Source organism: Acidovorax sp. JHL-9 (genome assembly GCF_000426205.1).
GTDB classification, from domain to species: Bacteria; Pseudomonadota; Gammaproteobacteria; order Burkholderiales; family Burkholderiaceae_C; genus Acidovorax; species Acidovorax soli.
In genome coordinates this window covers 31,210-50,793 of the sequence record NZ_AUEX01000017.1, presented here as the reverse complement: position 1 = coordinate 50,793, position 19,584 = coordinate 31,210, and the positions used below count along the sequence as shown (strand labels likewise).

The window sequence follows — 19,584 nt, the reverse complement described above, 5'->3', positions numbered from 1 at the left end:
ACCTTCAAGGGCTTGGTGTTCGCGCGCGAACTGGTTCGCCAGGGCTTTGAGGTGGAAGTCCTGACGGGTTTTCCTAATTACCCCGGTGGCAAGGTGTACCCTGGCTACCGCATCAAGTGGCTTCAGCGCGAGTTGATTGATGGCGTAAGGGTTACACGCGTGCCCCTGTATCCCAACCATGACCAGTCAGCCATCAAGCGGGTGCTGAACTACGCCAGCTTTGCCGCGTCGTCCCTGGTGTACGGCTTGTTCATGGCCCGCAGGCCAGATGTAATCTATGCCTATCACCCGCCGTTGACGGTTGGCATGACCGCCAGTTTGATCCGCCTGTTCCGCCGTGTTCCGGTGGTGTATGACATTCAGGACATGTGGCCTGACACCCTGCGTGCTACCGGCATGCTCAATAACCCGCGTGCCTTGGGCATCGTGGCTGCGGTGTGCCAGTGGGTTTACCGCCGCGTGGACCACATCGTGGTTTTGTCGCCCGGCTTCAAGCGCCTGTTGGCGCAGCGCGGGGTAGCTGAGGCCAAGGTGGAGGTGATCTACAACTGGGCTGACGAGGCGGCGCTGGCCGCACCGCAGGGGCAGTTGCCTGAGGTTTTTCCGGGCGCGGATCAGTTTCGGATCCTGTTCGCCGGCAACATGGGCAAGGCCCAGGCGCTGAATGCCGTGCTGCAGGCGGCTGCGCTGCTGCAGGCACGTGGATCGCATGTCTGCTGGGTGATGCTGGGCGGCGGTGTGGAGGTGGACCGACTCAAGCAACGGGCGGCGGAACTGCAGCTTCGCAATGTAGTCTTCCTGCCACCCGTGCCCATGTCTGAGGTGGGCACGCTGCTGAATGCGGCCGATGCCTTGCTGGTGCATTTGCGCAAGGATCCGCTGTTTCAGATCACCATCCCGTCTAAGACCCAGGCCTACATGGCCGTTGGTAAACCGCTCTTGATGGCGGTGGATGGTGATGCGGCCGATTTGGTCATCCAGTCCGGCGGCGGCGTGGTTGCCGAGTCTGAGAATGCAGAAGCCTTGGCAATTGCGGCGGACGCGATGGCTGCACTTTCCCCCAGCCAGCTCAAAGAGATGGGCCGCAAGGCTCAGGGCTATTACAGAGAGCATTTGTCACTACCGGTGGGGGTGGCCAGGTTTGGGGTCATCTTCAACAGACTCGTGTCAAGCCGGAAATCGAACCGCTAGCATCACACACGACAAGAACCCGAATGAAACGACTCTTTGACTTCGTCATCGCCCTGCTGGCGTTGCTTTTACTCGCCCTGCCTCTGCTCAGCCTCATCTGGCTGGTGCGCAACAAGCTCGGTAGTCCCGCCTTCTTCCGCCAGACCCGCCCCGGCCAGCACGGCAAGCCGTTCCAGATGGTCAAGTTCCGCACCATGACGGATGCACGTGGGCCAAACGGCGAGTTGCTGCCCGACGCCGAGCGGCTGACGCCGTTCGGCCGCTTCCTGCGCGCCAGCAGCCTGGATGAGCTGCCCGAACTGTGGAACGTGCTCAAGGGCGACATGAGTCTGGTCGGCCCGCGTCCGTTGTTGATGGAGTACCTGCCGCTGTACTCGCCAGAACAGGCGCGCCGCCACGAAGTGCGCCCTGGCATCACCGGCTGGGCGCAGGTGAATGGCCGCAACGCGATCAGCTGGGACGACAAGTTCAGGCTGGACGTGTGGTACGTGGATCACCGCTCGCTGTGGTTGGACATCAAGATCCTGTGGCTGACAGTGAAGAAGGTGCTGGTGCGCGAGGGCATCAGTGCTGCGGGCGAGGCGACGATGCCAGTTTTCAAGGGATCCAACCTAACTAAAGCTGAAGAATGAAAAACGTTTTACTTCTGTCTGCCGGGCGACGCGTCGAACTTGCCCAGTCTTTTTTGGCTGAGATCGCCGAACGGAATTTGGACTCTAGACTCCTGGCGACGGAGATGAGGCCTGAAACTTCCGCAGCGTGCCAGATCGTGCACACAGCCATTAAAACCCCTCGGGTTACAGATCCCTCTTACGTTGATTTTCTGCTTTCGACCTGCCTTAGGGAAGGTATAGGCTTGGTCGTGCCTACTATTGATACTGAACTTCTACTGCTATCGCAGCATCGGCAGATGTTTGCCGATGAGGGTATTCACGTCATCATTTCGGATGAGTCACTGGTAAGAATCTGCCGCGACAAGCGTTTGACTGCAAACTTGTTCACGGATATCAGTATTGATACCCCAAAAATATTTGCACGCGATGCGATCAAATTCCCTTGCTTTGCCAAGCCCTATGACGGTAGTTGCAGCATTGGTGCTTCTATCGTTAGCACGCCAGCAATGCTTTCAGATGCAATGTTGGCAGACGAAAAGATGATGTTTATGGAGCTCATTGATGCCAGCCATCAAGAATATACCGTGGACGCTTACTATGATCGCCGGGGCCAGTTGCGTTGCTTCGTACCCCGGCAGCGCTTAGAAACACGGGCTGGCGAAGTCAGCAAGGGTGTCACGCGTCGAAATCACGTCTACCACTACTTGCGCGACAAGTTGACCCGAATTCAAGGTGCACGCGGATGCATCACGCTGCAACTGTTTAGCAATCAAGAGACGGGACGATTTGCGGCACTTGAGATAAACCCGCGCTTCGGTGGCGGTTATCCGCTCACTTATGGTGCGGGGGCCAAATATCCTGGTTGGCTAATTGACGAGTATTTGCTCGGTCATGATCTGCCGTTCAAGGAGGCTTGGGAAGCCGATCTATTGATGTTGCGTTATGACGCTAAGGTTCTAGTGCATGGCTATAACTGAATTTCCTGAGACTGTCGTCGTTCTGGATTTGGACGATACTCTATACAAGGAGGCTGATTATCACGCTTCGGGCTTTGCCGAGGTATGTCGTTGGATTGAGCAGCTTTATGGTAAATCGCTAGCATTGGATTTGCTTGCACTCCAGAAAGCTGGTGAGCCGGATCTGCTTGCAGGTCTTTGCCGTGTAGCTGGGTTGCCGATTTCAGTTAAAGAATCACTTTTATGGGTCTATCGTCTGCATGAGCCTGCAATTCGATTGACCCCATTTGTGCAGGATTTTCTGGAGAGGTTGCAGACGAAGTGCAATCTGGCGATTATCACTGACGGTCGCTCCATTAGCCAGCGCCAGAAAATCAAGGCTTTGGGGCTATCACGTTTTCCGGCGTATATATCAGAAGACTACGGTGCTGACAAGCCTTCGCCATTGCGCTTTGAACTTATCATGCGCCACATGCCTGCATCGCGCCACGTCTACGTTGGTGATAATCCAAAAAAAGATTTCCTGGCTCCGAATTGTTTGGGCTGGACTACCCTAGGGTTACGCGACGATGGTCGCAATATCCATAGCCAGAATTTGACTGGGCTCCGGTCCGAGCAGTTACCACAGGTTTGGATCGATTCGCTCGATGAAATATTGAATTACCTATGCTGAACACTATGTTTTCTCCTTGGCCCAGTTTCACTGCCGAAGAGGCCGACGCCGTGCGCGCTGTCGTCCTCTCCAACAAGGTCAATTACTGGACCGGCACAGAATGTCGCGAGTTTGAAAAAGAGTTTGCGGCTTGGTGCGGTACGCAGCATGCCGTGGCCTTGAGCAACGGCACGCTGGCGCTGGATGTGGCGCTGAAGGCGTTGGGCATTGGTCCGGGCGATGAGGTGGTGGTGACGCCGCGCACCTTCATCGCCAGTGTGTCTTGCGTGGTGAACGCTGGGGCCACGCCGGTGTTTGCCGATGTCGAGGCGGACAGCGGAAACCTGTCGGCTGCCACGATATCCAAGGTGTTGACGCCGCGCACCCGTGCGGTGATCTGCGTGCACTTGGCTGGCTGGCCCTGCGACATGGACCCGATCATGGCGCTGGCGCAAGAGCGCGGGCTGAAGGTGATCGAGGACTGCGCACAGGCGCACGGGGCGCTCTACAAGGGCCGCAGCGTGGGCAGCATCGGCCATGTGGGCGCCTGGAGTTTTTGCCAGGACAAGATCATGACCACCGGCGGCGAAGGCGGCATGGTCACCACCAGCGACGAAGCGCTGTGGCGTGCGATGTGGGCCTACAAGGACCACGGCAAGAGCTACGAGGCGGTGTACGAGCGCCAGCACCCGCCGGGTTTTCGCTGGCTGCACGAGAGCTTTGGCACCAACTGGCGCATGTTGGAAATGCAGGCCGTCATCGGCCGCATCCAGTTGCGCCGCATGGCGGACTGGACGGCCCGCCGTACCCTGCATGCCGAAGCTATTTGGGCTGCCTGTCGCTCGAATGCAGTGGTGCAGGTGCCCGATTTTTCTGCCATGCCCGCGGGCAGCGTGCATGCCCACTACAAATGCTATGTGCAGGTGCAGCCCGAGCACCTGGCCGACGGCTGGAGCCGTGATCGCATTGTCGAGGCGATCAACGCCCAGGGGGTGCCGTGCTACCAGGGGTCATGTTCGGAGGTTTATTTGGAAAAAGCTTTTGATGGAACCGGTTGGCGCCCGGCCGAGCGCCTGCCGGTTGCACGCCGGCTGGGTGAAACCAGCTTGATGTTTCTGGTGCATCCCACGTTGACCCCCGCAGAAATCTCCAAGACATGCGAAACGGTAGCCGCAGTTTTGAGGCAGGCATGCCGTTGAGTCGATTCGCCACCCCTTTGCTGGCGCTGCCGCGCCCCGCCAAACGGCTGGTGGTGGTTTCGCTCGATTTGGTTTTGACCCTGATGTCGGTCTGGGCCGCTTTTTATTTGCGCATCGACCAGACGGGTCTGCCGCAAGCGCAGCAAAAGTATGTTTACCTGCTGGCGCCCTTGCTGGCGTTTCCCCTGTTTGTGCGCTTTGGGCTGTACCGCGCCATTTTTCGTTACACCGGCATGGCGGCGCTGTTCACTACGGCCAAGGCCGTGGGGGTGTATGCGGTACTGTTTTTTACCGCCCTGGTGGTGTTGCAGTGGGACGGGGTGCCGCGCAGCATGGGCCTGATTCAGCCGCTGATCTTTTTGCTGCTGATTGGGGGCAGCCGGGCGATTGCGCGCTATTGGCTGGCGGGTGCCCCCCGCAAGGCGCGCCATGCCCAGGGCCGCTTGCTGATCTACGGGGCCGGCGATGCGGGGGTCCAGACAGCGTACGCGTTGGGCCTGGCGCACCAGTTTGTGCTGCTGGGTTTTATCGACGATGACCAGGCCAAGGCGGGGCGCAGCATCAACGGCGTTGACGTCATTGCGCCTGACGAGGTGGCCGATGCCGTGGAGCGCATGGGCGTTACCGATATCTTGCTGGCCATGCCGTCGCTCGACCGTGCGCGCCGCAATGAAATCGTTGCCATGTTGCGTGGGCTGCATGTGCACGTGCGCAGCCTGCCCGGCATGGGCGACCTGGCATCGGGCCGGGTGACGGTTCAGGATTTTCAGGAGCTCGATGTCGAAGACCTTTTGGGGCGCCCGCCCGTACCGCCCGATTCGACCTTGCTGGCCAAGAACCTGGCCCACAAGGTCGTGCTGGTGACTGGTGCTGGCGGCAGCATCGGCAGCGAGCTGTGCCGCCAGATCATTCAAGAGAAACCGCGCCAGCTGGTGCTGGTGGAGCACAACGAGTTTGGCCTGTACTCCATCCACCGCGAGCTGGAGGGTCTGTGCACCGAGCATGCGTTGCGGGTGGAGCTGGTTCCGCTGCTGGCCAGCGTGGGCAATTTTGGGCGCCTGAAGGAAATTTGCCACCTGTACCGGCCCGCCACCGTGTACCACGCGGCCGCCTACAAGCATGTGCCGCTGGTGGAGAGCAATCCGTCCGAGGGGGTATTGAACAATGTGTTCGGCACCCTGAACATGGCCCGCGCGGCCATGGAAAGCGAAGTAGCCCACTTTGTGCTGGTGTCCACCGACAAGGCCGTGCGCCCCACCAATGTGATGGGGGCCACCAAGCGCATGGCCGAACTGGTGCTGCAGGCGTTGTCGGCCAGCGGCTCGGTGGTGTTTCACCTGCCCGACGGATCGCTCAGCCCCGAGGTTCGCAACCGCACCCTGTTTTCCATGGTGCGCTTCGGCAATGTGCTGGGCAGCAGCGGCAGCGTGGTGCCCCTGTTTCGCAAACAATTGCGCGATGGCGGCCCGTTGACGGTGACGCACGCGGAGGTCACCCGGTACTTCATGACCATTCCCGAGGCCGCTCAGCTGGTGCTGCAGGCCGGCGCCATGGCGCGCGGCGGTGATGTGTTTTTGCTGGACATGGGACAGCCGGTCAAGATCATGGACTTGGCACGGCGCATGGTGGAGCTGTCGGGCATGACGGTGTGCGACGAAGACCACCCTGGCGGCGACATCGAAATCCGCATCACCGGACTGCGGCCCGGAGAGAAGCTCTATGAGGAACTGCTCATTAGCGATAATCCCGAAGGCACCGCCCACGCGCGCATCATGAAGGCGCACGAAGACTTCCTGCCCTGGCCGCAACTGGCACCGGTACTGGTGGAAATGCGGCACGCCGCCATACAGAGCGATCAGGAAACCATGAGAAACATCCTGCTGCAGCTGGTGCATGGATACAGCCCCGAGTCCTTGCGGGCGTCCACCACGGAGAAAGCGAACGGGTAGGCCCCGCCACGGCGCCTCACCTGTACATCGGGTCAACTGAATATTTTGGAGTGAAGAATGCGTAAAAAAGTCGTGGCCGTGTTGGCTGCCATGGTGGTGGGTGCGGGTGTTGGGGCGGCTCTGGGCTACGGCCCGCTGCTGCGCTACAAATCCGAAGGTGTGCTCAGCATGGAAATCGGTACGTCGGAATACAAGCGATTCGCGGAGTTGGCCGTGGACGGGCACACGGTGCAGCAGTATGTCGGCGTGGTGCCGCCGACCGGGCTGGAGCCGTCCCAGGTCGCGCAACTGGTGCGTTACATGCCGCGCGGCGAATGGCTTATGCCGGTGCCCAAGGTCAGCAAGGTGGATGCCAAGCAATTGCCGGATTTTTTGCTGCAGATCGAACAAGAGCGTGAAAGGGCGCTTCTCAGCAAGGATGGCAAGGATGGTAAGGAAGGCAAGGTCTCGGTCTACCTGGGTGTGCAGCTGCGCTATTCGGCACCCGACCCCCACCAGGCCGCCAATGTGGCGGGGTGGCTGGGGGCGTATTTCAAGGACGTGGCCATGCGCGAGACGGTGCGCGACCAGGTTTCCCGCTGGGCGGCGGACAACCGCCAGTTCTCCGACCGCGCGCTGGAGCGCAAGCTTAAGTACCAGTTTGACATCGAGCAGGCGCAAAACCGCGTGGCGGCGTTGAAGAAGGTCATGTCCAGTTATCCCGACGCAGCGCGGCGCGAAAGCCAGCAGGTGGTGGATGTGCGCAAAGACAACGAGAAGTTCATGTCGCCCGTGGCGCAGCTGGTGGGCGCGGAGTCTGAAATGATCGATATCCGTGAAAAACTCCAGCGACTCGACCGCGAAATCGAGCAACAGGCGTTTGCCAAGGCGCTCATCACCGACGCACAGGCAGCGCTGGGCAAGGCGCGCAGTGGCAGCGAGAGCGTACTCCAGCTGGCCGATGTGATCGTGCGGTTTGCCAAAGAGGCCAACACCGAGGCACAGCGGGAAAAACTGTCCTCGCTGGCGGCGGATATGTCGTCCATCAGCGCGCGTTTCCTGTCGCAAGCGCAGTTCATCGCCCAGCCGTCCGTGCCCAGCCGGCCGGAGCGTCCGCGCCCGCTGATGGTCATTGCGCTGGCGGCCGTGCTGGCGGGTGTGCTGGCTGCATTGTGGGCCTGGCGCGATGCGTTGGTGCAGCTGCTGCGCGAGCCCCAGGGTCCCAAGGCCTGACGGGCCCCATGGATGCGGCACAATTTGTGCCTCATTGTTTTCACCGAATGGCCCGCTTCCATGACCGACCCTTCCCCCGATCCCGACCTGTCCCACATCGGCCCGCGCGACAAGGCTGAAATCCTGGCCCAGGCGCTGCCCTATATCCGCAAGTTCCATGGCAAGACCATGGTCATCAAGTACGGCGGCAACGCCATGACCGACCCCGATCTGCAGGCCGATTTTGCCGAAGACGTGGTGCTGCTCAAGCTGGTGGGCATGAACCCGGTGGTGGTGCATGGCGGCGGCCCGCAGATCGAGACGGCGCTGAACCGCCTGGGCAAGAAGGGCCAATTCATCCAGGGCATGCGCGTGACCGACGCCGAAACCATGGAAGTGGTGGAGTGGGTGCTGGCCGGCGAGGTGCAGCAGGATATCGTGGGCCTGATCAACCAGGCCGGCGGCAAGGCCGTGGGCCTGACCGGGCGCGATGGCGGCATGATCCGCGCGCAAAAGCTCAAGATGGTGGACAGCAAGGACCCGAGCATCGAGCACGACGTGGGCCAGGTGGGCGACATCGTGTCCATCGACCCCAGCGTGGTCAAGGCCCTGCAGGACGATGCGTTCATCCCCGTCATCAGCCCGATCGGCTTTGGCGAAAACAACGAGAGCTACAACATCAACGCCGATGTGGTGGCCAGCAAGCTGGCCACGGTGCTGCAGGCCGAAAAGCTCATGCTGCTGACCAATACCCCCGGCGTGCTGGACAAGGCGGGCCAGCTGCTCACCGACCTCACCGCGCGCGAGATCGATGCCCTGTTTGCCGACGGCACCATTTCGGGCGGCATGCTGCCCAAGATTGCGGGGGCGCTGGATGCCGCCCGGGCCGGCGTGAATGCCGTGCACATCATCGACGGCCGCGTGCCGCACGCCATGCTGCTGGAAATCCTGACCGACCAGGCCTACGGCACCATGATCCGTAGTCACTGAGATGCCTCCCCTGAGTCGCTTCGCGCCATCCCCCCCGAGGGGGAAGCCGCCAGCGCGGCGGGGCGGCCCTTGCGCGGCGGCCGCTGGCCTGGGCCGCGCCAGTGTCGCGGGTCGTGGGCCGGGGCCGGGGCCGGGGGCCGTGTGCGGCGCGGTGGAGCATTGACATGCGGCTTTTGCTGGTCGAAGACGACGTCATGGTGGCCAGCGGCATCAAGCTGGGGCTGACCGATGCCGGCTACGCGGTGGACTGGGTGGGCAGTGGCGAGCGCGCCGAAGAGGTGCTGCGCACCGAGTCGTTCGATGCGGCCATCATCGACATCGGCCTGCCCGCCATGGACGGGCTGGAGCTGACCCGTCGCCTGCGCCGCCCCGGCATGGCCAGCCCGGCCATGCCGGTGCTGATTCTCACGGCCCGCGATGCCTTGCACGACCGGGTGCAGGGGCTCGATTGGGGCGCAGACGATTACATGGTCAAGCCCTTCGAATTGCCCGAGCTGCTGGCGCGTTTGCGCGCCCTGCTGCGCCGCTCGCAGGCCGCCACCACGGCGGTGCTGAGCTTTGGCCCGCTGGAGCTGGACACGGCCGGGCGCCGCGCCAGCATTCGGGCCGCCGGTGCCGAGCAGGTGATCGATCTCGGCCCGCGGGAATGGACGGTGCTGGAATACCTGCTCATCCACGCCCCCAAGCCGGCCAGCAAGGACAAGCTGCTGCAGGCACTGACCGGCTGGGACAAGGAAATCACGCCCAACGCCGTCGAGGTCTATGTGTCGCGGCTGCGGGGCAAGCTGGAGCCGCATGGCGTGGCCCTGCGCTCGATTCGCGGGTTTGGCTACCGGCTGGAATTGCACGCGCAGTAAACCTGTGCTCCACCATGCAGCGGCCCCGACTTCGCGCGATGACTTCCGATCTGCGCAACCGGCTGCTGATGCTGCTGGTGCTGCCCCTGCTGGCGTTGGCGCTGGTGGGTGTCTGGCTCGACTACCGCTCGGCGGACGAGGCCGCAGAGCGGCACGACCAGCGCCTGCTGCGCCTGCTGCCGGCGCTGGCCGATTCCGTGCTGGCCCCGCCCATCCGCGACAGCGAACCGCCCTTGCTGCTGCTGGCGCCGCCGGTGGAGGATTTTTTGCGCCAGCACCCAGGCTACGCGGCCTACAGCGTGCGCGACACCTCCGGCCGCCTGTTGCTGGGCGATGCCTGGGTGCAACCTGCCGTGCCCACCACGCAGGCGCCCGAGTTCCACAGCCTGGAATATGGCGGCGTCACCTACCGCGTGGCGGTGCAGCGCGGGCGCACGGGGGCTGGCGAGCTGGTGGTGGCGCTGGCCGATGGGTCCGATCCGCGCCAGCAATGGGCGCAGCAGCTGCTGCTGCGGGTGTTGCTGCCCAACCTGGTGCTGGTGGCGGCGGCGGGGCTGGCCATTCACTGGGCGGTGCGCCGGGCCTTCAAGCCGCTGGTGGACCTGGCCGACGCCGTGGAGCGCCGTTCGCCGCGCGACCTGAGTCCGATTGACGAAGCCGCATCGCCCGCCGAGGTGCGGCCGCTGGTGCGCTCGCTCAACCGCCTGTTCGCCCTGGTGAATGCGCAGGCAGAAGGACAGCGCCGCTTTGTGGCCGATGCGGCCCACCAGCTGCGCACACCGCTGGCCGGCCTGCAGGCCCAGGTGGAGGCATGGGCTATGGTGGCCCGCGCCTCCGTGCCGGCATCCCTGTCGTTGAACTTTGATAAAAAACACCCTCCAGCCCAGGGTGGGCAGGCGCAAGGCGCTATTGTTCTAGGCGTTGAGCAGATCGAAAAGCTGCGCCATGCCACGCGCCGCACCTCGCAGCTGGCGCACCAGTTGCTGGCCCTGTCGCGGGCCGACGCGCGCAGCCTGGATGCCCAGCCGTCCCGGCGCGTGGACCTGAAGGACCTGTGTGAAACCCTGCTCGAATCCTTTCTCGATGCCGCCACCGGCAAGGGGCTGGATCTGGGGCTCGATGTGCAGTCTGCGCACGTCACAGGCCACGACTGGTTGCTGCGCGAGCTGCTCTCCAATCTGGTGGACAACGCCATCAAGTACACGCCGGCTGCCGGAATCGTCACCATTCGCTGCGGCGTGCGCCATGCCATGGGTCTGCCCCGGGTGTTCCTGCAGGTGGAAGACGATGGCCCCGGTGTCCCCGAGGCCGAGCGCGGGCGCGTGATGCAGCGCTTTTACCGCGTGCCCGGCACGGTGGGCGAGGGCACCGGCCTGGGGCTCGCCATTGCCGATGAGATTGCCCGCGTGCACCACGCGGCGCTGGCCCTGGGGGCCGGCGCTCAAGGGCGTGGGCTGGTGGTCACGGTGGTGTTTCCGCCCTAGCCGCCGGTTGCCGGCGCCTGAATGGCTGCGCTGCCGCGCCTGCCGGCACCGTGGAATGCCTGTGCGAGAATCATTTCCATACATGATTTACGCACTTGCCCACCCCATGGATTGCCTGCCTTGCGCGCCCCGGTACGTGGGTTGCGTGCACGGGGCCGGTGCCTCCACTTCTTGTTTGCTGCATGTCTGAACCATCGCCCACCCCTGAGCCAGTCAGCGCTGCCGATGCGGGCGACGGCACCGCTGTGCGCAAGCGGCCCAAGCCCGGCGAGCGCCGGGCGCAGATCCTGCAGGCGCTGGCCGGGATGCTGGAGCAGCCCGGGGCCGAGCGCATCACCACGGCGGCGCTGGCGGCGCGCCTGTCGGTCAGCGAGGCGGCCCTGTACCGCCATTTCGCCAGCAAGGCGCAGATGTTCGAGGGCCTGATCGATTTCATCGAGCAGACCGTGTTCACGCGGGTGGCGCAGATCGTCGGGCGCGACCTGGCCGATGGTGGGCAAGCCATTGAAGGCGGTGCCCACCAGGCGGCGCGCGTGGTGGCGCTGCTGCTGCAGTTTGGCGAGCGCAATCCGGGCCTGGTGCGGGTGATGGTGGGCGATGCGCTGGTGCTGGAGCACGAGCGCCTGCAACAGCGCATGAACCAGTTCTTCGAGCGCATCGAATCCTCGCTGCGCCAGTGCCTGCGCGCGGCAGCGGGCACGGCGAACTCCGCCACGCCCACGGTGGACGCCCAGGTGGCGGCCAGTGTGCTGACGGCCTTCACGCTGGGCCGCTTGCAGCGCTATGCCCGTTCGGGTTTTCGGCGGTTGCCAACCGAGCATCTGGACGCTAGTCTTGCGCTGATGCTGTGACGGCATAGGCCGGCAGCCGCAACTTGGCCGTCTCTGGCGGCCACATCGGACAGTGGCGGCCGGTGGCGTGCGAACAACGCCCGCAAAAATAAGCCCAAATCTTTGGTGGGGCTTTGGACGCAGCATCAAAAATGCTGCAAAATAGCACGAACGTTCGTTTTATTTTGCATATGCCCTTACCTACCAACTCCCGTCAGGCCACCCGTATCGCGCGCGCTGCCGGCGGCACGGGCCGCGCCCTGCAAAAAGGCCAGCAAACCAAGGCCGTCATCGTGGAGGCCGCCCTGGGGCTGGCCACCCACATTGGCCTGGAGGGGCTGTCGATTGGTGCGCTGGCAGACATCACCGGCATGAGCAAGTCGGGTGTCTTTGCCCATTTCGGCTCGCGCGAAGAGCTGCAGATCTCGGTCATCCGCGAATACCACACCCGCTTCGAGCAAGAGGTGTTCTACCCGGCCATGAGCGCACCGCGCGGCGTGCCACGCCTGCGGGCCCTGTTCGACAACTGGATGAAGCGCACTTCGATCGAGATCGATTCGGGCTGCATCTACATCAGCGGCGCCATCGAGTTTGGCGACCGTACCGGGCTGGTGCGCGATGCGCTGGTCAATTCGGTGCGAACCTGGCTGGCTGCCATGCAGCGCGCCATCGAGCATTGCAAGGAGCTGGGCCAGCTGCGCGACGAGGTGAGTCCCGAACAGATGCTGTTTGAAATCCACGGCCTCATCCTGGCGCTGCACTACGAAGCGCGCTTCCTGCAAACCCCGGGGGCCATCGATCGCGCCATCACGGGGTTCAACAACATTCTGGCCCGCTGCAGCCAACCGGCTGCGGCCAAGGGCCGCCCCGTTTCCACCCAAACCCCCAAGGAGTAAACCCATGCCTACCTACACGCCGCCCCTGCGCGACATGCAATTCGTCATGCACGAAGTGCTCAAGGTCAGTGATGAATTGAAGGCGCTGCCGCCGCATGCCGACGTGGATGCGGACACCATCAACGCCGTGCTCGAAGAAGGCGGCAAGTTTGCGGCCGAGGTGGCTTTTCCGATCAACATCAGCGGCGACACCGAAGGCTGCACGCTCGACAAGACCACCCATGAAGTGACCACGCCCCAGGGCTTCAAGGAAGCCTACGCCAAGTACGTCGAAGGCGGCTGGGCGGCACTCTCCTGCCACCCAGAGTACGGTGGCCAGGGCCTGCCGTTCGTGGTGAACCAGTGCTTCTACGAGATGATGAACTCGGCCAACCAGGCCTGGACCATGTACCCCGGCCTCTCGCACGGCGCCTACGAATGCCTGCACGCCCACGGCACCGAAGAGCAAAAGAAGATCTACCTGCCCAAGCTGACCAGCGGCGAGTGGACCGGCACCATGTGCCTGACCGAACCCCACTGCGGCACCGACCTGGGCCTGCTGCGCACCAAGGCCGAACCCCAGCCCGATGGCACCTACAAGATCACCGGCGCCAAGATCTTCATCTCGGCCGGCGAGCACGACATGACCCGCAACATCGTGCACCTGGTGCTGGCCCGCCTGCCCGATGCGCCCGCGGGCAGCAAGGGCATCAGCCTGTTCGTGGTGCCCAAGTTCCAGGTGAATGCCGACGGCAGCCTGGGCGAGCGCAACGCGATTTACTGCGGCGGCCTGGAGCACAAGATGGGCATCCACGGCAACGCCACGGCGCAGATCGTGATCGACGGCGCCACCGGCACCCTGGTGGGCCAGCCGCACAAGGGCCTGGCCGCCATGTTCGTGATGATGAACGCCGCCCGCCTGGGCGTTGGCAACCAGTCGCTGGGTTTGACCGAAGTAGCCTTTCAGAACGCGCTGGCCTACGCCAAGGACCGCATTCAGATGCGCAGCCTCTCGGGCACCAAGGCCAAGGACAAGCCGGCCGACCCCATCATCGTGCACCCCGACGTGCGCAAGATGCTGCTCACCGCCAAGGCCTACGCCGAAGGCGCCCGTGCGCTGCAGTGCTTCTGCGCCGTGCTGCTGGACAAGGAACTGAGCCACCCCGATGAGAAGGTGCGCAAGGACTCCGGCGAAATGCTGGCCCTGCTGACCCCCATCGTCAAGGCCTTCATCACCGACAACGGCTTTGAAGCCACCGTGATGTGCCAGCAGGTCTTTGGCGGCCACGGCTACATCAAGGAATGGGGCATGGAGCAGCATGTGCGCGATGCGCGCATCAACATGATCTACGAAGGCACCAACACCATTCAGTCGCTGGACCTGCTGGGCCGCAAGATCCTGGGCAACAACGGCGCCTCGCTCAAGAAGTTTGGCAAGCTGGTGGGCCAGCTGGTGGAGGAAGAGGGCGTCAACGAAAAGATGGCCGAGTTCATCAACCCCATCGCCTACCTCGGCGACCAGATGACCAAGTTCACCACCGAGATCGGTTTCAAGGGCCTGCAGAACCCTGACGAAGTGGGCGCCGCCGCCGTGGACTACCTGCGCGTGGCCGGCCACCTGGTGTTTGGCTATTTCTTCGCCCGCATGGCCCAGGTGGCACTGCGCGAAATCGCCGCCGGCAACACCGACCCGTTCTATGGCGCCAAGCTGCAGACCGCACGCTTTTACTTCGCCAAGCTGTTCCCCGAGACCGCCACGCTCATGCGTACGGCGCGTGCGGGCAGCCAGGTGCTGATGGACACCGACCTGGCCCTGGCCTGACCGGCAGGTGGGGCGGATTTCAAGCCTTTTTGCAATGGAGCCTCTATGTATAAAGCGGTAGCAGCTATTGTGTTGGTAGCGTCTGCGGTGCCCGCATGGGCGCAGATGACGCCCGAGGGCCTGTGGCGCAACATCGACGACAAGACCGGTGAGGCCAAGGCGGAAATCCGCATCCGTGACAACGGTGGCGCACTGTCTGGCGTGCTCGAAAAGCGCCTGGCCAAGGACGCCAAGCCCGACGAGCTGTGCAAGGAATGCAGCGACGACCGCAAGGACAAGCCGCTGCAGGGCCTGGAGATCATCCGCAACGCCAAGAAGGCCGAGGACAAGGATGTGTGGGAAGGCGGCAAGATTCTCGATCCCGAGAACGGCCGCAACTACACGCTGCGCCTGACGCCCATCGAGGGCGGCAAAAAACTCGAAGTGCGCGGCTCCATCGGCCCCTTTGGTCGCACGCAGACCTGGATCCGGGTGCAGTAAACGCCCACGCTCTTAACCCCCGCTCGCCCTGAGCTTGTCGAAGGGCCTGGATGCAAACCCTCGCCACGGCTTCGACAAGCTCAGCCCGAACGGAATTGAAACTCATCAAAATATGTCCAGATTCCAAGTGAAGAAAGTCGCCGTGCTCGGCGCAGGCGTGATGGGCGCGCAGATTGCAGCGCATCTCGTCAACGTCAAGGTGCCGGTGGTGCTGTTCGACCTTCCCGCCAAGGAAGGCGCCAAGAACGGCATCGTCACCCGCGCCATCGACAACCTCAAGAAGCTCAAGCCCGCACCGCTGGGCGTGGCCGACGACGCCGCCCTGATCGGCCAGGCCAACTACGAAGAGCACCTGGAGCAATTGCGCGACTGCGACCTCATCATCGAGGCCATCGCCGAGCGCATGGACTGGAAGCTCGACCTGTACAAGAAGATCGCGCCATTCGTGGCGCCGCACGCCATCGTGGCGTCCAACACCTCGGGCCTGTCGATCACCAAATTGAGCGAGGCGCTGCCCGAGAACATCAAGCCGCGCTTTTGCGGCATCCACTTCTTCAACCCGCCGCGCTACATGACGCTGGTGGAACTGATCGACACCCCCACCACCGCCCCCGAGGTGCTCGACCAGCTCGAAGCCTTCGTGACCAGCGGCCTGGGCAAGGGCGTGGTGCGCGCGCACGACACGCCCAACTTCATCGCCAACCGCGTGGGCATCGCCGGCATGCTGGCCACCATGAAGGAAGTCGAGAATTTCGGCCTGAGCTTTGATGTGGTGGACGACCTCACGGGCAAGAAGCTGGGCCGTGCCAGCAGCGGCACCTTCCGCACCGCCGACGTGGTGGGGCTGGACACCATGGCCCATGTCATCAAGACGCTGCAGGACAACCTGGACGAGAAGAGCGACCCGTTCTACGCCAGCTTTGAAACGCCCGCCGTGCTGAAAAAGCTGCTGGAGCTGGGCCACCTGGGCCAGAAGACCCAGGCCGGTTTCTACAAGAAGGTCGGTCGCGATGTGCTGCGCTTCGAACTGGAGGCGGAAGACTACGTGCCTGGCGGCCAGAAGGCCGACGAGGTGTACGGCCGCATGCTCAAGAAGCCTGCCGCCCAGCGCCTGAAGCTGCTGCGCAATGCCGAAGGCGCGCAGGGCCAGTTCCTGTGGGCGATCCTGCGCAACAGCTTTCACTATGCGGCCGTGCACCTGGGCACCATTGCCGACAACGCCCGCGACGTGGACCAGGCCATGCGCTGGGGCTTCGGCATGCAGCAGGGCCCGTTCGAGCTGTGGCAGGAAGCCGGCTGGCTCGAAGTGGCGAAGATGATCCAGGAAGACATCGATGCCGGCAAGGCATTGAGCCGTGCGCCGTTGCCCGAGTGGGTCTTCAAGGGCCCCGTGGCCGAGGCCGGTGGCGTGCACACCGCGCAAGGCTCGTGGAGTGCATCCGCTGCCAAATTCGTAGCGCGTCGCGCTTTGCCCGTGTACGCCAGGCAGCATTTTCCTGAAAGACTGCTGGGCGAAGCCTTGCCCGACTACAAGACGGCTGGCAAGACGCTGCACGAAGACGACGCCATCCGCCTGTGGACGCTGGACGGCGATGACCGTCCCTCCGGTAGCGGAGTGCTCATCGCCAGCATCAAGACCAAGATGCACGCCATCAGCCCCGACGTGTGCGAGGGCCTGAACCTGGCGGTCGAGATGGCCGAGAAGGACTTCCAGGGCGTGGTCATCTGGTCGGGCGACGAGCCCTTCAGCGTGGGTGCCGACCTGCAGGCCATGCTGCCCGCCTTCATGATCGCCGGCGTGAGCGCGGTCGAAGGGGCAGAGCACGAAATGCAGCAGACCATGCTGCGCCTGCGTTACGCCAACGTGCCCGTGGTCTCTGCCGTGCGCGGCATGGCGCTGGGCGGTGGCTGCGAGCTAGCCGTGCACTCGGCCCGCCGCGTGGTGCACATGGAAAGCTACATCGGCCTGGTCGAAGTGGGTGTGGGCCTGGTGCCCGGCGCTGGCGGCCTGACCTACATCGCCCGCCGTGCGGCCGAGAACGCCGAGGCCTCGACCGGCAAGGACTTGCTGCCGTTTCTCACCGAAGGCTTCACCGCCGCCGCCATGGCCAAGGTGGGCACCAGCGCGCTCGAATCGCGCAAGCTGGGCTATGTGCTGCACAGCGACGTGATTGTGCCGCACAAGAACGAGCTGCTGTTTGTTGCCATCAACGAAGCCAAGGCCCTGGCCAGCGGCGGCTGGCGTGCGCCGCACAAGCGCCTGTTCCCCGTGGCGGGCCGCAGCGGCATCGCCACCATCAAGGGCTCGCTGGTCAACATGCGCGACGGCGGCTTCATCAGCCAGCACGACTTCCACATCGCCAGCCTGATCGCCGAAGTGGTCTGCGGCGGCGACGTGGATGCCGGCACGCTGGTGAGCGAGGAGTACCTGATGGCGCTGGAGCGCAAGGCCTTCTGCGCGCTCATCGAGCACCCCAAGACGCAGGAGCGCATCCTGGGCATGCTCTCGACGGGCAAACCGGTGAGAAATTGATTGGCCACCATCACCATGAGCGAACACGCCCCCAACCAACTGCAGCGCTCGCTGATGCGCCTGGACGAGGCACCCGCCTTCCTGCGCGGCTTCGTGCAGAACATCATCCTGCGCCGCGCCGTGCCCTTCACCGGAACGGCCGGGGTGCAGTTCGTGTCGCTGACGCCCGAGCGGGTGGAGGTGCGCCTGGCCAACACGCACCGCGTGCAAAACCACATTGGAGGGGTGCATGCCTCGGCCATGAACCTGCTGGCCGAAACGGCCACTGGCATGGTGGTGGGCATGAATGTGCGCGATGACTGCACGCCGCTGGCCAAGGAATTCAGCATGGCGTTCAGGAAGCGCGCCACGGGTGGCCTCAAGGCCGTGGCCACGCTCACGCCCGCGCAGCGTGCCGCCCTGCAGGCCAGCGACAAGGGTGAGGTGGAGGTTGCGGTCACCGTGACCGACGAAGCCGGCGTGGAGCCGGTCGAATGTGTTTTTACGTGGGCCTGGGTTCCAGCCAGCCGCCCCGCCAAGAATTGAAGGAGTTATCCCATGGCCCAACCAATCCAGGAAGCCTACATCGTCGCGGCCACGCGCACGCCCATCGGGCGCTCGCACCGCGGCTTCTTTCGCAACATGCGCCCCGATGATCTGCTGGCCACCACCCTCAAGGCCGCGCTGGCGGCTGCGCCGGGCCTGGACCCTGCAGCGATTGAAGACATCATCTGTGGCTGCGCCATTCCGGAAGCGCAGCAGGGCCTGAACGTGGCGCGCATTGGCGCCGTGCTGGCCGGCCTGCCCACCAGCGTGGGCGGCATCACCGTCAACCGTTTCTGCGCATCGGGCCTGTCGGCCGTGCAGATGGCCGCCGATCGCATCCGCGTGGGTGAGGCCGAGGTGATGATCGCCGCCGGGGTAGAAAGCATGAGCATGGTGCCCATGATGGGCAACAGCCCCAGCCTGTCGCCCAGCATTTTCGAGCGCGAAGGCGATGTGGGCATTGCCTACGGCATGGGCCTCACGGCCGAGAAGGTGGCGCAGCAGTGGAAGGTGAGCCGCGAAGCGCAGGACGCGTTTGCGCTGCAGTCGCACCTGAAGGCCCTGGCTGCGCAAAAGGCCGGCTACTTTGCCGACGAGATCACGCCCATCGAGGTGACCGACCGCACGGCCAACCTCGAAACCGGCGAGTCCATCGCCACCACCCGCACCGTGAGCCTGGACGAAGGCGCGCGGGCCGACACCTCGCTCGAAGGCCTGGCCAGGCTGCGCACGGTATTCGCTGCGCGCGGCTCGGTCACGGCGGGCAACAGCTCGCAGACCAGCGACGGCGCCGGTGCGCTGATCCTGGCCAGCGAAGCGGCCGTGAAGCGCTTTGGCCTCACGCCACTGGCGCGTTTCGTGAGCTACGCGGCCAAGGGCGTGCCACCGCACATCATGGGGATCGGCCCTATCGAAGCCATTCCGGCCGCACTGCGCTATGCAGGCCTCAAGCACCAGGACATCGACTGGTACGAGCTGAACGAAGCCTTTGCGGCGCAGTCGCTGGCGGTGATGAACACGCTGGGGCTGGATCCAGCCAAGGTGAACCCGATGGGGGGCGCGATTGCGCTGGGGCATCCGCTGGGGGCGACGGGGGCGATCCGGTCGGCGACGGTGGTGCATGCGCTCAAGCGGAACAAGTTGAGGTATGGGATGGTGACGATGTGTGTGGGGATGGGGCAGGGGGCTGCGGGGATTTTTGAGGCTGTTTGATTTGATTTGACTTGACTGGCTACATGCCTGAGATGCCTTCCCCACCCGTTCGGGCTGAGCTTGTCGAAGCCAGGCCTGGTGCGCTGGTTTGGGCGGTGTGCGTTGGTTGAGTGCGGAGGCCGGGTCTCGCCCCGGCGGGCAACCTGAAGGGAACCTGAGCGGACATCCCTTCGGGCCATCGCTGCGCTCGGCCCGGGCTGCGCAGCGCGAGGCGCTTGCGCCCG

At 63.8% G+C, this 19,584-nt stretch carries 17 protein-coding genes; all 17 read left to right on the top strand.

Features of this window, described 5'->3' with window-relative positions:
- Positions 1-15 precede the first annotated feature (15 nt).
- The 17 genes from K225_RS0112420 to K225_RS0112345 all read left to right on the top strand — a co-directional run bounded on the left by K225_RS0112420 (position 16) and on the right by K225_RS0112345 (position 19,360).
- The gene (locus tag K225_RS0112420) at positions 16-1,191 is read left to right on the top strand and encodes a glycosyltransferase family 4 protein (protein ID WP_238323229.1); all 1,176 of its coding nucleotides are present in this window, start codon (positions 16-18) and stop codon (positions 1,189-1,191) included.
- Positions 1,192-1,214: 23 nt separating this feature from the next.
- Positions 1,215-1,823 (top strand): sugar transferase, encoded by a 609-nt coding sequence (locus tag K225_RS0112415; protein ID WP_026436720.1) that lies wholly within the window; start codon positions 1,215-1,217, stop codon positions 1,821-1,823.
- The gene (locus tag K225_RS0112410) at positions 1,820-2,782 is read left to right on the top strand and encodes an ATP-grasp domain-containing protein (protein WP_026436719.1); all 963 of its coding nucleotides are present in this window, start codon (positions 1,820-1,822) and stop codon (positions 2,780-2,782) included. Before K225_RS0112415 ends, K225_RS0112410 begins: the two co-directional genes overlap by 4 nt.
- Positions 2,769-3,434, top strand: coding sequence for an HAD family hydrolase (locus K225_RS21720; protein WP_081679675.1), 666 nt, complete (start codon positions 2,769-2,771; stop codon positions 3,432-3,434). The genes K225_RS0112410 and K225_RS21720 overlap by 14 nt, the downstream gene beginning before the upstream one ends.
- Positions 3,428-4,612 carry a DegT/DnrJ/EryC1/StrS aminotransferase family protein gene (locus K225_RS0112405; RefSeq protein ID WP_026436718.1) on the top strand — a complete coding sequence of 395 codons (1,185 nt, stop codon included), beginning with the start codon at positions 3,428-3,430 and terminating at the stop codon, positions 4,610-4,612. Before K225_RS21720 ends, K225_RS0112405 begins: the two co-directional genes overlap by 7 nt.
- Entirely contained in the window at positions 4,603-6,561 is a 1,959-nt protein-coding gene (locus K225_RS0112400) for a nucleoside-diphosphate sugar epimerase/dehydratase (RefSeq protein WP_051248913.1), read from the top strand. The genes K225_RS0112405 and K225_RS0112400 overlap by 10 nt, the downstream gene beginning before the upstream one ends.
- Before the next feature lie 57 nt (positions 6,562-6,618).
- Positions 6,619-7,773, top strand: coding sequence for a hypothetical protein (locus tag K225_RS0112395; RefSeq protein ID WP_026436716.1), 1,155 nt, complete (start codon positions 6,619-6,621; stop codon positions 7,771-7,773).
- 60 nt (positions 7,774-7,833) lie between these two features.
- Positions 7,834-8,742: an acetylglutamate kinase gene (gene argB / locus K225_RS0112390; protein ID WP_026436715.1), complete on the top strand. Its 909-nt coding sequence runs from the start codon at positions 7,834-7,836 to the stop codon at positions 8,740-8,742.
- Positions 8,743-8,906: 164 nt separating this feature from the next.
- Positions 8,907-9,599 (top strand): response regulator transcription factor, encoded by a 693-nt coding sequence (locus K225_RS0112385; protein ID WP_026436714.1) that lies wholly within the window; start codon positions 8,907-8,909, stop codon positions 9,597-9,599.
- Between the two features lie 38 nt (positions 9,600-9,637).
- On the top strand, positions 9,638-11,083 hold the full coding sequence (locus K225_RS0112380; protein WP_026436713.1) for a sensor histidine kinase: 1,446 nt from the start codon (positions 9,638-9,640) through the stop codon (positions 11,081-11,083).
- Positions 11,084-11,265: 182 nt separating this feature from the next.
- On the top strand, positions 11,266-11,934 hold the full coding sequence (slmA, locus tag K225_RS0112375) for a nucleoid occlusion factor SlmA (protein ID WP_026436712.1): 669 nt from the start codon (positions 11,266-11,268) through the stop codon (positions 11,932-11,934).
- Between the two features lie 170 nt (positions 11,935-12,104).
- On the top strand, positions 12,105-12,809 hold the full coding sequence (locus tag K225_RS0112370; protein WP_026436711.1) for a TetR/AcrR family transcriptional regulator: 705 nt from the start codon (positions 12,105-12,107) through the stop codon (positions 12,807-12,809).
- Positions 12,810-12,813: 4 nt separating this feature from the next.
- Positions 12,814-14,610 carry an acyl-CoA dehydrogenase C-terminal domain-containing protein gene (locus K225_RS0112365; RefSeq protein WP_026436710.1) on the top strand — a complete coding sequence of 599 codons (1,797 nt, stop codon included), beginning with the start codon at positions 12,814-12,816 and terminating at the stop codon, positions 14,608-14,610.
- 45 nt (positions 14,611-14,655) lie between these two features.
- The gene (locus K225_RS0112360; RefSeq protein ID WP_034712593.1) at positions 14,656-15,090 is read left to right on the top strand and encodes a DUF2147 domain-containing protein; all 435 of its coding nucleotides are present in this window, start codon (positions 14,656-14,658) and stop codon (positions 15,088-15,090) included.
- 112 nt (positions 15,091-15,202) lie between these two features.
- Complete coding sequence (locus tag K225_RS0112355; protein ID WP_026436708.1) at positions 15,203-17,623, top strand: 3-hydroxyacyl-CoA dehydrogenase/enoyl-CoA hydratase family protein; 2,421 nt, start codon at positions 15,203-15,205, stop codon at positions 17,621-17,623.
- Positions 17,624-17,638: 15 nt separating this feature from the next.
- Positions 17,639-18,148, top strand: coding sequence for a DUF4442 domain-containing protein (locus tag K225_RS0112350; RefSeq protein WP_026436707.1), 510 nt, complete (start codon positions 17,639-17,641; stop codon positions 18,146-18,148).
- Between the two features lie 12 nt (positions 18,149-18,160).
- The gene (locus tag K225_RS0112345; RefSeq protein WP_026436706.1) at positions 18,161-19,360 is read left to right on the top strand and encodes an acetyl-CoA C-acyltransferase; all 1,200 of its coding nucleotides are present in this window, start codon (positions 18,161-18,163) and stop codon (positions 19,358-19,360) included.
- Positions 19,361-19,584 lie beyond the last annotated feature (224 nt).

What these genes read in the sequence shown, in the direction of transcription:
- K225_RS0112415 (WP_026436720.1), top strand. Translation starts at nt 1,215, where the DNA reads ATGAAACGACTCTTTGACTTCGTCATCGCCCTGCTGGCGTTGCTTTTA.
- K225_RS0112410 (WP_026436719.1), top strand. Translation starts at nt 1,820, where the DNA reads ATGAAAAACGTTTTACTTCTGTCTGCCGGGCGACGCGTCGAACTTGCC.
- K225_RS21720 (WP_081679675.1), top strand. Translation starts at nt 2,769, where the DNA reads ATGGCTATAACTGAATTTCCTGAGACTGTCGTCGTTCTGGATTTGGAC.
- K225_RS0112405 (WP_026436718.1), top strand. Translation starts at nt 3,428, where the DNA reads ATGCTGAACACTATGTTTTCTCCTTGGCCCAGTTTCACTGCCGAAGAG.
- K225_RS0112400 (WP_051248913.1), top strand. Translation starts at nt 4,603, where the DNA reads ATGCCGTTGAGTCGATTCGCCACCCCTTTGCTGGCGCTGCCGCGCCCC.
- K225_RS0112395 (WP_026436716.1), top strand. Translation starts at nt 6,619, where the DNA reads ATGCGTAAAAAAGTCGTGGCCGTGTTGGCTGCCATGGTGGTGGGTGCG.
- argB (WP_026436715.1), top strand. Translation starts at nt 7,834, where the DNA reads ATGACCGACCCTTCCCCCGATCCCGACCTGTCCCACATCGGCCCGCGC.
- K225_RS0112385 (WP_026436714.1), top strand. Translation starts at nt 8,907, where the DNA reads ATGCGGCTTTTGCTGGTCGAAGACGACGTCATGGTGGCCAGCGGCATC.
- K225_RS0112380 (WP_026436713.1), top strand. Translation starts at nt 9,638, where the DNA reads ATGACTTCCGATCTGCGCAACCGGCTGCTGATGCTGCTGGTGCTGCCC.
- slmA (WP_026436712.1), top strand. Translation starts at nt 11,266, where the DNA reads ATGTCTGAACCATCGCCCACCCCTGAGCCAGTCAGCGCTGCCGATGCG.
- K225_RS0112370 (WP_026436711.1), top strand. Translation starts at nt 12,105, where the DNA reads ATGCCCTTACCTACCAACTCCCGTCAGGCCACCCGTATCGCGCGCGCT.
- K225_RS0112365 (WP_026436710.1), top strand. Translation starts at nt 12,814, where the DNA reads ATGCCTACCTACACGCCGCCCCTGCGCGACATGCAATTCGTCATGCAC.
- K225_RS0112360 (WP_034712593.1), top strand. Translation starts at nt 14,656, where the DNA reads ATGTATAAAGCGGTAGCAGCTATTGTGTTGGTAGCGTCTGCGGTGCCC.
- K225_RS0112355 (WP_026436708.1), top strand. Translation starts at nt 15,203, where the DNA reads ATGTCCAGATTCCAAGTGAAGAAAGTCGCCGTGCTCGGCGCAGGCGTG.
- K225_RS0112350 (WP_026436707.1), top strand. Translation starts at nt 17,639, where the DNA reads ATGAGCGAACACGCCCCCAACCAACTGCAGCGCTCGCTGATGCGCCTG.
- K225_RS0112345 (WP_026436706.1), top strand. Translation starts at nt 18,161, where the DNA reads ATGGCCCAACCAATCCAGGAAGCCTACATCGTCGCGGCCACGCGCACG.